Annotated in this window: 15 protein-coding genes; 11 read left to right on the top strand and 4 right to left on the bottom strand. The window is 69.0% G+C overall.

The window, feature by feature from the left end:
* Positions 1-74 precede the first annotated feature (74 nt).
* Both FF041_RS19090 and FF041_RS19085 read left to right on the top strand, forming a co-directional pair.
* Positions 75-323, top strand: coding sequence for a hypothetical protein (locus FF041_RS19090; protein WP_153523927.1), 249 nt, complete (start codon positions 75-77; stop codon positions 321-323).
* A 197-nt stretch (positions 324-520) separates the two neighbouring features.
* Positions 521-730 (top strand): DUF397 domain-containing protein, encoded by a 210-nt coding sequence (locus tag FF041_RS19085; protein WP_153523926.1) that lies wholly within the window; start codon positions 521-523, stop codon positions 728-730.
* A gap of 203 nt (positions 731-933) precedes the next feature.
* Here FF041_RS19085 and FF041_RS19080 read toward each other — a convergent pair whose 3' ends face one another.
* The 3 genes from FF041_RS19080 to FF041_RS19070 all read right to left on the bottom strand — a co-directional run bounded on the left by FF041_RS19080 (position 934) and on the right by FF041_RS19070 (position 2,893).
* A complete protein-coding gene (locus FF041_RS19080) occupies positions 934-1,668 on the bottom strand; it encodes a Mut7-C RNAse domain-containing protein (RefSeq protein WP_323392143.1) in 735 nt (244 codons plus the stop codon).
* A gap of 63 nt (positions 1,669-1,731) precedes the next feature.
* Entirely contained in the window at positions 1,732-2,265 is a 534-nt protein-coding gene (locus tag FF041_RS19075) for a GNAT family N-acetyltransferase (protein ID WP_153523925.1), read from the bottom strand.
* A gap of 64 nt (positions 2,266-2,329) precedes the next feature.
* Positions 2,330-2,893 carry a hypothetical protein gene (locus FF041_RS19070; RefSeq protein WP_194292092.1) on the bottom strand — a complete coding sequence of 188 codons (564 nt, stop codon included), beginning with the start codon at positions 2,891-2,893 and terminating at the stop codon, positions 2,330-2,332.
* Positions 2,894-3,167: 274 nt separating this feature from the next.
* Here FF041_RS19070 and hemL point away from each other — a divergent pair, with 274 nt between their 5' ends.
* The 7 genes from hemL to ccsB all read left to right on the top strand — a co-directional run bounded on the left by hemL (position 3,168) and on the right by ccsB (position 11,029).
* Positions 3,168-4,475, top strand: coding sequence for a glutamate-1-semialdehyde 2,1-aminomutase (gene hemL / locus FF041_RS19065; protein WP_323392141.1), 1,308 nt, complete (start codon positions 3,168-3,170; stop codon positions 4,473-4,475).
* Positions 4,472-5,164 (top strand): histidine phosphatase family protein, encoded by a 693-nt coding sequence (locus tag FF041_RS19060; protein ID WP_153523923.1) that lies wholly within the window; start codon positions 4,472-4,474, stop codon positions 5,162-5,164. Before hemL ends, FF041_RS19060 begins: the two co-directional genes overlap by 4 nt.
* Before the next feature lie 171 nt (positions 5,165-5,335).
* A complete protein-coding gene (locus tag FF041_RS19055) occupies positions 5,336-6,589 on the top strand; it encodes a polysaccharide deacetylase family protein (protein ID WP_153523922.1) in 1,254 nt (417 codons plus the stop codon).
* A 77-nt stretch (positions 6,590-6,666) separates the two neighbouring features.
* Positions 6,667-7,266, top strand: a complete 600-nt coding sequence (locus FF041_RS19050) for a TlpA family protein disulfide reductase (protein ID WP_153485475.1) — start codon at positions 6,667-6,669, stop codon at positions 7,264-7,266.
* Between the two features lie 49 nt (positions 7,267-7,315).
* Positions 7,316-8,092 carry a cytochrome c biogenesis CcdA family protein gene (locus tag FF041_RS19045; protein ID WP_407698173.1) on the top strand — a complete coding sequence of 259 codons (777 nt, stop codon included), beginning with the start codon at positions 7,316-7,318 and terminating at the stop codon, positions 8,090-8,092.
* Positions 8,093-8,096: 4 nt separating this feature from the next.
* Positions 8,097-9,959 (top strand): cytochrome c biogenesis protein ResB, encoded by a 1,863-nt coding sequence (gene resB, locus FF041_RS19040; protein WP_194292087.1) that lies wholly within the window; start codon positions 8,097-8,099, stop codon positions 9,957-9,959.
* Positions 9,956-11,029: a c-type cytochrome biogenesis protein CcsB gene (ccsB, locus tag FF041_RS19035; protein WP_323392139.1), complete on the top strand. Its 1,074-nt coding sequence runs from the start codon at positions 9,956-9,958 to the stop codon at positions 11,027-11,029. Before resB ends, ccsB begins: the two co-directional genes overlap by 4 nt.
* A 97-nt stretch (positions 11,030-11,126) precedes the next feature.
* Here the strand turns inward: ccsB and FF041_RS19030 are convergent, their stop codons facing one another.
* Positions 11,127-11,426, bottom strand: a complete 300-nt coding sequence (locus FF041_RS19030; RefSeq protein ID WP_153523921.1) for a PLD nuclease N-terminal domain-containing protein — start codon at positions 11,424-11,426, stop codon at positions 11,127-11,129.
* Between the two features lie 90 nt (positions 11,427-11,516).
* Here FF041_RS19030 and FF041_RS19025 point away from each other — a divergent pair, with 90 nt between their 5' ends.
* Both FF041_RS19025 and mqnP read left to right on the top strand, forming a co-directional pair.
* Positions 11,517-12,968 (top strand): menaquinone biosynthesis decarboxylase, encoded by a 1,452-nt coding sequence (locus FF041_RS19025; protein WP_153523920.1) that lies wholly within the window; start codon positions 11,517-11,519, stop codon positions 12,966-12,968.
* A gap of 79 nt (positions 12,969-13,047) precedes the next feature.
* Positions 13,048-13,950, top strand: a complete 903-nt coding sequence (gene mqnP, locus FF041_RS19020) for a menaquinone biosynthesis prenyltransferase MqnP (protein ID WP_153523919.1) — start codon at positions 13,048-13,050, stop codon at positions 13,948-13,950.
* Positions 13,951-13,964 lie beyond the last annotated feature (14 nt).

Below are 13,964 nucleotides of genomic sequence, written 5' to 3'. Positions count from 1 at the left end.
CCGCCCCCGGTCGCCTGACGACTCGGCGACCGGGGGCGGGCACCACCCCGCAGAGAAAGAAGGAGACAGCCACAGTGCCCCACGCTCAGCCGGTGGACCGGGCAGCCGCCCGGGAACGCGTCCTCGCCGACAAGGACACGGTGATCAAGCGGTACGCCGAGGAAGAGTCCCTGGCGTCCATCGCCCGCGCCTACGGCGTGCTCGACGCCTGGCTCACGAACCAGTTCATCACCTGGGGCGTACCCCTCCGCACACACGCCCAGGCCATGGCCCTCTGGCGACAACACCGCGCCGCCGACACCGAATCAACCTTGCGCCGATAACCCAACGACACAGAACCACCACCACAGACTCCGTCCCTGCCGGACACCTGATCAGGCTTCCCCCGAGCTCGAAGGATTCCGGCAGGGGCGGGCCAAACCCCGTCCGGCTGTCTGCGTGAGGGGCGACAGCCGGGCGGGTCAGCAAGAAACCGGCGCGGGGACCGCTTCCCCGTTCGTTCTGTCGAAGGGATCACACCATGACGCGAGAGCCGGAATTCGCCTTCATCAAGACGGCCGCTTGCCGGGACGCCCGCGTGAACAACTGTCCCGAGGTCGCGACCAACGTCCCCGGCATCGTCGCGTTGCGTGACAGCGACCAGCCGGACACCATCGTCACGATGACGGCGGCGCAGTGGACGGACCTGACGGCCGCTGTGAAGGCCGGAGAGTACGACCTGAGCGCCTGAGAGTAGGTCCCATGGAATGCCCCCACTGTGCGATCGGCTGCACCACTGACCCTGAGACCGGGTTGCCCTGGTGCGCACAGTGCGGGGTGTTCTTCGGCCTCAAGCCCACTGCCTGCCGTGGTCTGTGGTGGCAGCGGCAGCCAGCCACCCGCACGCCATACCCACTACGCAGGCACTGAACGGGCCCCACCCGTCCATGGTCGTCAGGCCGCCGGGTCGCCGAATTCCCGGAGGGCGGCGGTGACGATCGCCTCCAGCCGGGCGTGGTGTGCGCCCCGCCAGTACACCCGGCCGCACTCCGTGCACTGGGCGAACACGTCGTACGTACGCTGGGTGCCCTGCTCCAGCTGGTCCTCGACCGTGTCCTTGTCGGCGTCCCGCAGGGGGCCGTTGCAGGCCGTGCAGCGGGTCCAGGGCGCGAGCGCGGGCGCGAAGCGCTCCAGTACATCGCGCAGCTGGTCATCCGGCTTGTCGCTGTAGACGTATCCGCCGGCCCAGATCTCCCGGCGGCGCAGCAGCCCCCGGTCCCGGGAGAGCAGCACCCGCCGTTCCCGAGCGGAGAGCGCCGCGAGTGCCGGGTCGCCGATGTCCTCGCTCTCGTACGCCGCGTCCACGCCCAGCAGCCGCAGCCGCCGGGCCAGGGTGCCCAGATGGACGTCGAGCAGGAAGCGCAGCGGGGCTCCCGGGACCCGCTGGGGCCGTTCGATCCCGTACACCTCCACGCGCTCCCCGTCGCGCGGGACATGGGAGACCGCCACCTCCCGTCCGTCGACGAGCAGCCGGCCCGCCTCGGTGAGCGGGACGCCCAGCGACTCGATGACATGGCCGAGCGACGACGAGCCGTCGACCGTCAGGGCGGTATGCCCCCGGCGGCGCTCGGAGGGGATGAAGAGACGCAGCTCAGGGGCTACATCGAGATGGATTTCCGGTCCGTTCACGCCGTCAGGATGTCACCGGGCGCCGCGGAAAGCATCCGTGTTCCGGCTGGGTCCCCTTCGGGGTCAGGGGTGCGGTATCGCCCGCAGATCGAAGCGCCAGTCGTGCGCAAGGATCGGGTTCCCGGGCGGGTACTCGATGTCGCACTCGCCCATCAGCTCGAAGCCGGCCTTTCTGCACACGCCGTTCGACGGGAGGTTCGCCGCTTTCGGGAAGGCGTGCAGATAGCGGTGTCCGCCCTTGGCGCGGGCGGCGGCGATCACCGCGAGCGCCGCCGCCGTGGCGAGGCCCCGGCCGTGGAACTCCGGCAGGATCGTCCAGCCCGTCTCGTACACCGGCTGGTCACGCCAGAGCGTGTCCCAGAAGCCGACGGCGCCCGCCTTCTCGCCGGTGTCCGCCGTCACCACGCGGTACATCCGGCCCTTGCCGGTCCGGTCGGCGCTCAGATCGACATAGCGCCGATGGCGCGCGATCAGCTTCTCCTCCGGCTCGGGGCCGCCGAGATGGGTCATCAACTCCGGCGCGTTCACCGCGCGGAGCAGCTCGAAATCGTCCTCGGACCACGGCTCGATGCCTACCGCCGATGCTCTGATCTCCATTCCGGCACTCTAGGCGGCGGGTCTGACAGTCACCTGGAGTCACTGATCCCGGCCCCCCGGGCGGCTACGGCCACACCAGGCAGTAGGGCTGGTGCCCCGCCTCATGGAGGCGCAGGCTGAAGTCCTGCCACTCGTGGAGCAGCCGGTAGACGTTGAACGCGTCCCTCGGGCCGCCCCGGTCCGGGACCGTCGACCAGATGAAGGCCGCCGCGCCCACCGACTCCTCGCCGACGTCCCGCAGCGGGTCCACCACGGTCATCGGCAGCTTCACCACCGCGTAGTCCGGGTGCAGCACCACCAGCTCCAGCGGCGGCACCTTGTTCAGCGGCAGGCCCTGGATGCCCATGAGCACCATGGCGGCTATGGTCTCCGGCTTGATCTTCGTGAACAGGCCGCCCATGCCCAGCTCGTCCCCGCCGAGCTCTTCCGGGCGCATCGAGATCGGAACCCGCGCGGCCGTCGCGCCATTGGGCGCGCCGAAATACTTGTAGGTCACCCCCATGCGGGCGTTCCTGCCTCCCATGGCTTCCCCGTTCGCGCCCGCGTCGCCCCGTCGGTGCTTGCCCCGCCGGGCAGGCTCAGGACCCAGGTCGTCGGTCCCCTCGCCCAGTCCGCCACCGCGATACATATCTCCACCCGACCACTCGCAGCCCCCGCCGCGCAACCCGATCATCGTGTCAGTGACCTCCCCCGCCGGAGCCTGGTGAAACACCTGTCCGCGAGGAACACCGTGGCCTCTGACACCATGGATTCCGTGAGCCTTCCCTGTGTCGCCCCAGTTTCGCAGATGCGAGGAGGGTGACGCCGTTCCGTCAGACGACGAGATCACGCTTCTCGCTCACCCGTGGCCGAGATCATCTGCCCCGGCCGCCCGAACACCTCCATCGCAGATCAGGACCAAAGTGGCGTATTCATACGAAGCCCCAGTTTCGCAGGCGCTCTTCGACCGCGCGTCCGTTGTGACGCCCGGCGGCGTCAACTCTCCCGTGCGGGCCTTCCGTGCCGTGGGCGGCACGCCCCGGTTCATGGTGTCCGGCACCGGCCCGTACCTCACCGACGCGGACGGACGCGAATACGTCGACCTCGTCTGCTCGTGGGGGCCTATGATTCTCGGCCACTCCCATCCGGCCGTGCTGGAGGCCGTGCAGGCCGCCGTCGCCCGCGGGACCTCCTTCGGCACGCCCGGTGAGGGCGAGGTCGCCCTCGCCGAGGAGATCGTGGCCCGTATCGCGCCCGTCGAGCAGGTACGGCTGGTCTCCAGCGGCACCGAGGCGACCATGTCCGCGATCCGGCTCGCCCGCGGCTTCACCGGGCGCACCAAGGTCGTGAAGTTCGCCGGCTGCTACCACGGCCATGTGGACGCCCTGCTCGCCGCCGCCGGCTCCGGCGTCGCCACCTTCGGGCTGCCCGACACCCCCGGTGTCACCGGCGCCCAGGCGGGCGAGACGGTGGTGCTGCCGTACAACGACCTCGAAGCGGTGCGCCGGGCCTTCGCCGCGCACCCCGGCGACATCGCCTGTGTGATCACCGAGGCGTCGCCGGGCAACATGGGCGTCGTCCCGCCGCTGCCCGGCTTCAACCAGGGGCTCAAGGACCTGTGCCGGGAGAATGGCGCGCTCTATATCTCCGACGAGGTCATGACCGGCTTCCGTACCAGCCGGGCCGGCTGGTACGGAGTCGACGGCGTCGAGCCCGATCTGATGACCTTCGGCAAGGTCATGGGCGGTGGCTTCCCCGCCGCCGCGTTCGGCGGGCGCGCGGATGTGATGGGCCGCCTCGCCCCGGCCGGCCCCGTCTACCAGGCGGGTACCCTCTCCGGGAACCCGGTCGCCACCGCCGCGGGCCTGGCTCAGCTGCGGCTCCTGGACGACGCCGCGTACGACACGGTCGACGCCGTCTCCGCCGAGATCCAGCGCCTGGTCACCGCCGCCCTCACCGAGGAGGGGGTGACGCACCGGCTCCAGACGGCGAGCAATATGTTCTCCGTCTTCTTCACGGCCGACGAGGTCATCGACTACGAGGGGGCCAAGCGGCAGGAGGCGTTCCGCTTCAATGCCTTCTTCCACTCGATGCTCGCGCAGGGCGTCTACCTCCCGCCGTCCGCCTTCGAGTCCTGGTTCGTCTCCACGGCGCATGACGCCCGTGCCATCGAGCGGATCGCCGCCGCCCTGCCCGCCGCCGCCCGTGCCGCCGCGGAGGCCACGGCATGACCGCGAACACCCCGGCCCCGGTCAGGACGGTCGTCCATCTGGTGCGGCACGGCGAGGTCCACAACCCCGACGGGGTGCTGTACGGCCGCCGCGCCGGATATCACCTCTCCGAGCTCGGCCGGGAGATGGCCGACCGGGTCGCGGAGTACCTCGCGGGCCGGGACGTCACCCATGTGACCGCCTCCCCGCTGGAGCGCGCCCAGGAGACCGCCGAGCCCGTCGCCCAGAGCCATGGCCTGCCCCTCGGCACCGACGACCGGCTGATCGAGGCGGGCAATGTCTTCGAGGGCAAGACCTTCGGCGTCGGCGACGGCGCGCTGCGCAGGCCCGGCAACTGGCGGCATCTGACCAACCCGTTCCGTCCCTCCTGGGGCGAGCCCTATATCGAACAGGTGGTGCGGATGATGGGCGCGCTCGGCTCCGCCCGGGACGCCGCCGTCGGCCACGAGGCCGTTCTGGTCAGCCATCAGCTGCCGATCTGGATCGTGCGGAGCTTCATCGAGCGCCGCCGGCTCTGGCACGACCCGCGCCGCCGGCAGTGCACGCTGGCGTCGCTGACCACCTTCACCTACGAGGACGACCGCATCGTCTCGGTCGGATACTCCGAGCCCGCGCGCGATCTTGTGCCGCCGCACCTTCTCGCCGGCGCCAAGCCGGTGAAGGGGAAATCCAAGGCATTCGGCGCGTAAACGCGGTGTAATCGTCCACTGCGATTTCCGTCATTGTTTCCATTGAAGGCGCGAGCAGTGGAACCTCCGCCTTATCCGTTCCCTCTGAACCCACGGCCGGTGTGCGACCGGTGCTTTTGACGGGGTGCTACGGACGCTGTCGTGCGGGAGAGCGTCCGGGATGGGAACGGTATGCGGGACATCAGCCGCAGGAGTCTGCTCGGAGCCGGAATCGGAGCCGCAGCCGCCATGGGAATCACGGGCTGCGGCTCCGGTGACGCAAAGCACGAGAAGAGCGGTGACGGCGCGGGCGGGAAGACGCCGGAAAAGGGACCGGGAGACGGCGCTCAGCTCTCCCGGGAACAGGTCCGGCTCATAGGCGACGGCTCCACCGCCCACACCGGAAAGCAGCCGAATCAGCCGCCCGCGCCCGAGCCGCTGGAACCCGGGCAGACCCCGCCGCAATTCGTGATCTTCTCCTGGGACGGCGCCGGAGAGGTCGGCAACGGACTCTTCCCGCGCTTTCTCGATCTCGCCGACGAGCACAACGCGGCGATGACCTTCTTCCTCTCCGGGGTCTATCTGCTCCCCGAGTCGAAGAAGTCCCTCTACCGCCCGCCGAACAACCCCGTCGGCGCGTCCGACATCGGCTATCTCACCGACGGCCACATCAAGGACACCCTCGCCTGCGTGCGCCGGGCATGGCTCGCGGGCCATGAGATAGGCACCCACTTCAACGGGCATTTCTGCGCGGGCGCCGGATCGGTCGGCAACTGGACCTCCGCCGACTGGGAGAACGAGATCGAGCAGGCGATGTCGTTCGTCATGAAGTGGCGTACGAACGGCGGCTGGCAGGACCTCGACCCGCTGCCCTTCGACTACCGCGAGGAGCTCATCGGCGGGCGCACCCCCTGTCTGCTGGGACAGGACCGGCTGCTGCCCACCGCGAAGAAGCTCGGCTGGCGCTATGACGCCAGCTCGCCCGGCGGCCGTCAGGTCTGGCCCGGTAAACGGCTGGGCCTGTGGGACCTCCCGCTTCAGCAGATCCCGTTCCCCGGGCGCTCCTTCGAGGTTCTCTCGATGGACTACAACATCCTGGTCAATCAGTCCCAGAATTCGACCCAGGCCCCGCCCGCGAACCATCCGGGCTGGCGGAAGCAGGCCACCGGGGCGTATCTGGAGGGTTTCCGCCGGGCGTATGAGACCAATCGCGCCCCCCTCTTCATAGGGAATCATTTCGAGCAGTGGAACGGCGGTATATACATGGACGCCGTGGAGGAGGCCGTCAAGAGAATGGCCGGGAAGAAGGATGTACGGCTGGTCTCCTTCCGCCAGTTCTGCGACTGGCTGGACGTACAGGATCCGAAGGTGCTCGCCAGGCTCCGCGCCCTGGATGTGGGCCAGTCGCCCGTGGGCGGCTGGAAGACCTTCCTTAAGGCCGCTTGACAACGGGCCGAAGCGGGTCTTACGGGCAGCGAGGGGGGCGCGGAAGATCGCCGGAACCGCCATGCGAAACTTTTCACATGAGCCTTAGCCGTGCATCTCGCGCTGCCCTGCTGACCGCCGTGACCGCGGCCGGCGGGCTCGTCCTGTCCGCCTGCGGCGGGGGCAACGACTCCGCGAGCAAGGGCACCAGCAACTTCGTGACCGACACCGGCGGCATCTCCACCGTCGAGGCGGGCCAGCGCCGGGACACCGGCAAGCTCGCCGGGGAGACCCTGGACGGAAAGCAGCTCGACGTCGCCGATCTCAAGGGCAAGATCGTCGTGATGAACGTCTGGGGATCATGGTGCCCGCCCTGCCGGGCCGAGGCGCCACATTTCGTCAAGGTCTCCAACGAGCTGAAGCCGAAGGGCGTCGAGTTCGTCGGCATCAACACCCGCGACCAGAACAAGGGCCCGGCCATCGCCTTCGAGAAGGACTACGGGGTCGAGTATCCGAGCCTGTACGACCCGGCGGGCAAGCTGATCGTCAATGGATTCCCCAAGGGCACCCTGGCGCCCCAGGCCATTCCCTCCACGGTCGTTCTCGACCGGGAGGGAAAGATCGCGGCCCGTTCGCTGATGGCGCTGAACGAGGAACAGCTCCGTAAGATGATCGACCCCCTGATCGCGGAGAAGTGACCCGGTGGCATCCGTACCGACCGTGGCCGCTTTCGCCGCGCCCGACGGGATGATGTATTCCCCCGCCATGACCACGCTGGCGCAGGGATACAACGACACCGTGCTCAACGGGGCGCTCGCCCTCGCACTGCCGATCGCTCTGCTGGGCGGCCTCGTCTCCTTCTTCTCCCCGTGTGTGCTGCCGCTCGTGCCCGGCTATCTCTCCTATGTCACCGGGGTCTCCGGCACCGATCTGGCGGAGGCCAAGCGCGGCCGGATGGTCCTCGGAGCCTCCCTCTTCGTCCTCGGCTTCACCGCCGTCTTCGTCTCGGGCGGAGCGCTCTTCGGCTACTTCGGCGGCGATCTGATCAATCAGCAGGAGACCCTCTCCAAGGTTCTCGGCGTGCTGATGGTGCTGATGGGGCTCTTCTTCATGGGCGCGATGCCCTGGCTCAACCGGCGCGAGTTCCGCTTCCACAAGAAGCCGGCGGTCGGGCTGGCGGGCGCGCCGGTGCTGGGCGCGCTCTTCGGCATCGGCTGGACCCCGTGCATGGGCCCGACGCTCGCCGCCGTGCTGACCCTCTCCGCCGAACAGGGGAGCGCGGGCCGCGGGGCCATACTGACGGTCGCGTACTGCCTGGGTCTGGGGCTTCCTCTCATCCTGGCCGCCGTGGCCTTCCGCAAGGCACTCGGCGCGTTCGCGTGGGTCAAGCGCCATTACGTCTGGGTGATGCGGATCGGCGGCATCATGATGATCGTGACCGGAGTGCTGCTGCTGACCGGGGCCTGGGACGTCCTGGTGCAGCAGACGCAGAGCTGGTCCAACGACTTCACGGTGGGGATCTGACCCGATGAGCACGACAGAGACGAGCGGGACGACGGGGACCGGGGAGACCCGGGCCGGGACCGCGCAGGCCGAGGCCGGGAACGAAGCCGAGACCGAGGCCGGTGCGGCGCAGACCGGGAGCGGGACCGAGGCGGCGTCGGCGCAGGCCGATACCGGTGCGGCGTCCGCCGAGACCGGGAGCAGCCTCTCCACCGCCCCCCAGGAGGAGCTGACCGGCGGCCCCGTCCTCGGCGTCATCGGCTGGGCCCGCTGGTTCTGGCGGCAGCTCACCTCCATGCGGGTCGCGCTGATCCTGCTGCTGATGCTCGCGCTGGCCGCCGTCCCCGGCTCGCTGATCCCGCAGAACAGCGTCGACGACCTCAAGGTGCGGGCCTGGCAGGAGAAGAACGAGAGCTGGACCCCGCTCTTCGAGAAGCTCCAGCTGTTCGACGTCTACAGCTCGGTCTGGTTCTCGGCGATCTACATCCTGCTGTTCGTCTCCCTCATCGGCTGTATCGTCCCGCGCACCTGGCAGTTCGTCGGCCAGCTCCGCAGCCGGCCGCCGGCCGCGCCCGGCCGCCTCGGCCGGATGCCCGCGTACACCACCTGGCGTACGGAGGCCGCACCCGAGGAGGTGCGTGAGGCCGCGCTCGCGCTGCTCAAGCGCCGCCGGTTCCGCGCCCATACCGTCAAGGACGCGGTCTCCGCGGAGAAGGGCTATCTCCGCGAAGTCGGGAACCTGATCTTCCATGTCGCGCTGATCGTGATGCTGGTGGCGTTCGCCGTCGGCCAGCTCTTCAAGTCCGAGGGCGGAAAGCTGATCGTCGAGGGCGACGGGTTCTCCAATACGCTCACGCATTACGACGACTTCCGCTCCGGCTCGCTCTACGACACCGACGATCTGGTGCCGTTCACCTTCATGCTGGACGAGTTCACCGGCACCTACGAGACGAACGGCCCGCAGCGCGGCACCCCCCGCACCTTCGAGGCCGCGGTCACCTGGTCCCAGCCGGGCGGCAAGGACCAGAAGTCCGTCATCGAGGTCAACAAGCCCCTGGTCGTCGACGGCACCAAGGTCTATCTGCTCGCCCACGGCTACGCGCCCGTGGTCACCGTCCGCGACGGCAAGGGCAAGGTCGTCTTCAGCGGAGCCGTGCCGCTGCTGCCGATCGACGCCAACATCACCTCACAGGGCTCGATCAAGGTGATGGACGGCTACCGCGACAAGAACGGCAAGAAGACCCAGCTGGGCTTCAAGGCGTTCTTCGTCCCGACCTTCGCCGGTCACGGCAACGGCAACATGTTCTCCACCTTCCCGGCCCCGGACTTCCCGGTGCTGGCGCTGACCGGCTACACCGGGTCGCTGGGCGTCGACTCGGGGCTGCCGCAGAACGTGTATCAGCTCGACACCACCGAGATGAAGCAGTTCAAGGACGAGAAGGGCGATCCGCTGGCCGAGCGGCTGCTTCAGGGCGAGACCATGAAGCTCCCCGACGGCGCCGGCTCGATCACCTTCGAGAAGGAGATCAAGGAGTGGGCCAGCTTCCAGATCTCCCAGTCCCCCGGCAACGGCTGGGCGCTGGCCGGCGCGGTGGCCGCGGTCGCCGGTCTGGTGGGCTCGCTCTTCATCCAGCGCCGCCGCGTCTGGGTGCGGGCCGTACGGGGCGACGACGGTGTGACGGTCGTCGAGATGGCGGGGCTCGGCCGCAGCGAGTCGCCGAAGCTGCCCGAGGAGCTGGCCGATCTGGCGCTCACGCTCCACGAGCGGACGCCGACCGCGCCCGAACCGCCGGCCATATCCGAACCGCCCGCCGCGTCCGGACCACCGAACGACTCCGACGATCGAAGCGATCCTGTGGAAGTCTCTGCCGAAGGGGCTGAGAAGTGACTCTCGCCGCCGCAACCAACGAGAATCTCGCCGAGATCAGCAACATACTGATCTACTCGGCGATGGCCGTGTACACCCTCGCCTTCCTCGCGCATATCGCGGAGTGGGTCCTCGGCAGCCGCAGCAAGGTGGGCCGCACGGCCGCCGCGCTGACCGGAACCGCCCCCGCCGCGGCGGTCACCGTCCAGGTCCGGGGCAAGCAGGGCGGCACCGCCGTCCTGGAGAAGCCCAAGGTCGTCACCCGCTCCGCGCCCGGGACCCGCGATGTCCCGGACGGTCCGGGCGCGGCGGGCGGCACGGTCCAGGGCGATCTGTACGGGCGGATCGCGATCTCCCTCACCGTGCTGGCGTTCGCCGTCCACGCGGGCGGCGTGCTCACCCGCGCGCTCTCCGTACAGCGGGCCCCCTGGGGCAATATGTACGAGTTCTCCATCACCTTCTCCTCGGTGCTGGTGGGCGCCTACCTCGTACTGCTGGCCGCCAAGAAGAAGGTCCGCTGGCTGGGCCTGCCGCTCGTCGGAACCGTGCTCGCCGATCTCGGTGTGGCCACCACCTGGCTCTACACCGCCAGCGACCAGCTGGTTCCGGCGCTGGACTCGTACTGGCTGTGGATCCATGTCTCCACCGCGATCTTCTGTGGCGCGGTGTTCTACCTCGGCGCGGTCGGCACCCTGCTCTATCTGTTCCGGGACTCCTACGAGAGCAAGCTCGCGCGCGGCGACCAGCCCGGCGCCTTCGCCACCTCGGTGCTGGACAGGCTGCCGTCGGCGGCGTCGCTGGACAAGTTCGCGTACCGCGTCAACGCGGCGATCTTCCCGCTCTGGACGTTCACGATCATCGCGGGCGCGATCTGGGCGGGCGACGCCTGGGGCCGTTACTGGGGCTGGGACCCGAAGGAGGTCTGGTCCTTCATCACCTGGGCCGCCTACGCCTGTTATCTGCACGCGCGGGCGACCGCGGGGTGGAAGGGCCGCAAGGCGGCGGTGCTGGCGCTGATCGCCTTCGCGTGCTGGCTGTTCAACTACTACGGCGTCAATATCTTCGTGGACGGTCTGCACTCGTACGCGTAAGCAGACGCACGCGGCGCAAGAAGAGCAGACGCACGCAGCGCATGAAGAAGGGGCGTGTCCCGCCGGTCCGGCCGGCGGGACACGCCCCTTCTCACCGTCACGCCTCTTCGTCGTCTTTCTTCTTCTTCTCGTCCTTCAGCGACTTGAGAAACTCCGGATTGTCGTCCGGGGCCACCCAGCCGCCGCCGCGTCCGCCGCCGTAGGCGATCGCCTTGCGCGGACGGCCCGCGATGAACCAGGCGACCGGACCCAGCAGCACCTGTCCGAAGAGCAGCACGATGATGACCCACGCCACCTTCGGCAGATTCCTGACCTCGTTCTCGGGAGTGTTCAGGCAGTCGATGAATGCGTAGATCCACAGCGCCAGGACCAGCAGAAAGGGCAGATACCTGAGCATGGTCTTACGGTCCCCCAGAGAGAGGTGGGAGGGCCCGCTGGCGGGCCCCGGTGACGCGGCCAGGGTAACCGGTACCGGATACTGGAGCGCATGGCTTACGACGATCTTCGCTCCCTGCTCAGAGCCCTGGAGCGCGAGGGAGACCTGAAGCGCATCAAGGCAGAGGTCGATCCGTACCTGGAGGTCGGGGAGATCGTCGACAGGGTGAACAAAGCCGGTGGCCCGGCCCTTCTCTTCGAGAATGTGCGCGGCTCGGCGATGCCGCTGGCGATGAATGTCTTCGGCACCGACCGGCGTCTTCTCAAAGCACTCGGCCTCTCCTCCTACTCCGAGATCAGCGAGAAGATCGGCGGACTCCTCAAGCCGGAGCTTCCGCATGGTTTCGTCGGCGTGCGCGAGGCGTTCGGCAAACTCGGCTCGATGGTGCACGTCCCGCCGAAGAAGGTGAAGGACGCCCCCGTGCAGGAGGTGGTGCTCCGCGGCGACCAGGTCGATCTGGACCAGTTGCCCGCGCTGTTCACCTGGCCCGAGGACGGCGGCTCCTTCTTCAATCTGGGGCTCACGCATACGAAAGACCCGGAGTCGGGCGTACGGAATCTGGGCCTGTACCGGCTCCAGCGCCACGACCGGCGCACCATCGGGATGCACTGGCAGATCCACAAGGACAGCCGCAACCACTACCAGGTCGCGGCCCGGCGCGGTGAACGGCTGCCGGTGGCGATCGCGTTCGGCGCTCCGCCGGCCGTGACGTACGCCTCCACCGCACCGCTGCCCGGCGACATCGACGAGTACCTCTTCGCCGGCTTCATCCAGGGCAAGCGGATCGAGATGGTCGACTGCAAGACGGTCCCGCTCCAGGTCCCCGCGCAGGCGGAGGTCGTGCTGGAGGGCTGGCTGGAGCCCGGGGTGATGCTCCCGGAGGGCCCCTTCGGCGACCACACCGGCTTCTACACGCCCCAGGAGCCGTTCCCCGCGCTCACCATCGACTGTGTGACGATGCGCCGGCGTCCGCTGCTCCAGTCGATCGTGGTGGGCCGCCCGCCGACCGAGGACGGTCCGCTGGGCCGCGCGACGGAGCGTTTCTTCCTCCCGCTGCTCAAGATCATCGTGCCGGACATCGTGGACTACCACCTGCCGGAGTCGGGCGGCTTCCACAACTGCGCGATCGTCTCGATCGACAAGAAGTACCCCAAGCACGCGCAGAAGGTGATGTCCGCGATCTGGGGCGCGCACATGATGTCGCTGACCAAGCTGATCGTGGTGGTGGACGCCGACTGCGATGTGCACGATCTGCACGAGGTGTCGTGGCGGGCGCTCGGCAACACCGACTACGCCCGCGATCTGACCGTGGTCGAAGGCCCGGTCGACCATCTTGACCACGCCTCCTACCAGCAGTTCTGGGGCGGCAAGGCGGGTATCGACGCGACGCGCAAGTGGCCGGAGGAGGGGTACGTCCGCGACGGCGGCTGGCCCGCCATGGTCGAGTCCGACCCGGACACCGCCGCGCTGGTCGACCGCCGCTGGCAGGAGTACGGCCTGTGACCGGCGACCTCGCCGGGAACGCGCGACTCGCTGGGAGCGGACGACTGGCCGGAAGCGGACGACTCGCCGGGAGCGGGCGATGAGCGCGTCCGCGGCGGCCGTCCCCCAGCCGGGCCGGACCAGGGGCTTTCTGCGGCTGGTGATGATCGAGCACTCGGTCTTCGCGCTGCCGTTCGCGTATATCGCCGCGCTCACCGCGATGTTCCAGCGGGACCGGAGCATCGACTGGGGCACCCTGCTGCTCGTCACCGCCGCCATGGTGGGGCTGCGGACCTTCGCGATGGCCTGCAACCGGATCATCGACCGCGAGATCGACGCCCGCAATCCGCGTACGGCGGGCCGGGAGCTGGTCACCGGGGCCGTGAGCGTGCGGTCCGCGTGGACCGGCGCGCTGATCGCCCTCGTGGTCTTCCTGGGGGCCGCCGCGCTGCTCAACCCGCTCTGTCTGGCGCTCGCGCCGGTCGCGGTGATCCCGATGGTGGTCTATCCGTACGGCAAGCGGTTCACCGACTTCCCGCACGCCATCCTCGGGTTCGCCCAGGCGATGGGGCCGGTGGGCGCGTGGCTCGCGGTCACCGGGGAGTGGTCCTGGGACGCGATGATCCTCGGGCTCGCGGTCGGCGTCTGGATCGGCGGCTTCGATCTGATCTTCGGCAGCCAGGACGTCCAGGCGGACCGTGCCGAAGGGGTGCGGTCGGTCCCGGCGCGCTTCGGCATCCCGGCCGCGCTGTACGGGGCGCGGGCCGCGCACGCCGTGACCACGGCGCTGCTGGTCTGGTACGCGCTGGCGACGGACGCGGGGGCGTTCTTCTGGGCCGGTCTGGTGATCGTGGCGGTCGCGTTCGGCTATGAGCACACGATTGTGCGCCCGCACGATCTGTCCCGGCTGAACAGGGCGTTCTTCACCGTGAACGGTTTCATCGGGATCGCGCTGTTCGTCTGTGCGCTGCTGGACCTGGTGGTGCGCGGTCTGACGGTGTAGCCGTTCGGGTGACC

Source organism: Streptomyces jumonjinensis (assembly GCF_009600885.1).
GTDB classification, from domain to species: Bacteria; Actinomycetota; Actinomycetes; order Streptomycetales; family Streptomycetaceae; genus Streptomyces; species Streptomyces jumonjinensis.
This window is presented reverse-complemented; position numbering and strand designations above follow the sequence as displayed.

What these genes read in the sequence shown, in the direction of transcription:
- FF041_RS19085 (WP_153523926.1), top strand. Translation starts at nt 521, where the DNA reads ATGACGCGAGAGCCGGAATTCGCCTTCATCAAGACGGCCGCTTGCCGG.
- FF041_RS19075 (WP_153523925.1), bottom strand. Translation starts at nt 2,265, where the DNA reads ATGGAGATCAGAGCATCGGCGGTAGGCATCGAGCCGTGGTCCGAGGAC.
- FF041_RS19070 (WP_194292092.1), bottom strand. Translation starts at nt 2,893, where the DNA reads ATGTATCGCGGTGGCGGACTGGGCGAGGGGACCGACGACCTGGGTCCT.
- FF041_RS19060 (WP_153523923.1), top strand. Translation starts at nt 4,472, where the DNA reads ATGACCGCGAACACCCCGGCCCCGGTCAGGACGGTCGTCCATCTGGTG.
- FF041_RS19055 (WP_153523922.1), top strand. Translation starts at nt 5,336, where the DNA reads ATGCGGGACATCAGCCGCAGGAGTCTGCTCGGAGCCGGAATCGGAGCC.
- FF041_RS19050 (WP_153485475.1), top strand. Translation starts at nt 6,667, where the DNA reads ATGAGCCTTAGCCGTGCATCTCGCGCTGCCCTGCTGACCGCCGTGACC.
- FF041_RS19045 (WP_407698173.1), top strand. Translation starts at nt 7,316, where the DNA reads ATGATGTATTCCCCCGCCATGACCACGCTGGCGCAGGGATACAACGAC.
- resB (WP_194292087.1), top strand. Translation starts at nt 8,097, where the DNA reads ATGAGCACGACAGAGACGAGCGGGACGACGGGGACCGGGGAGACCCGG.
- FF041_RS19030 (WP_153523921.1), bottom strand. Translation starts at nt 11,426, where the DNA reads ATGCTCAGGTATCTGCCCTTTCTGCTGGTCCTGGCGCTGTGGATCTAC.
- FF041_RS19025 (WP_153523920.1), top strand. Translation starts at nt 11,517, where the DNA reads ATGGCTTACGACGATCTTCGCTCCCTGCTCAGAGCCCTGGAGCGCGAG.
- mqnP (WP_153523919.1), top strand. Translation starts at nt 13,048, where the DNA reads ATGAGCGCGTCCGCGGCGGCCGTCCCCCAGCCGGGCCGGACCAGGGGC.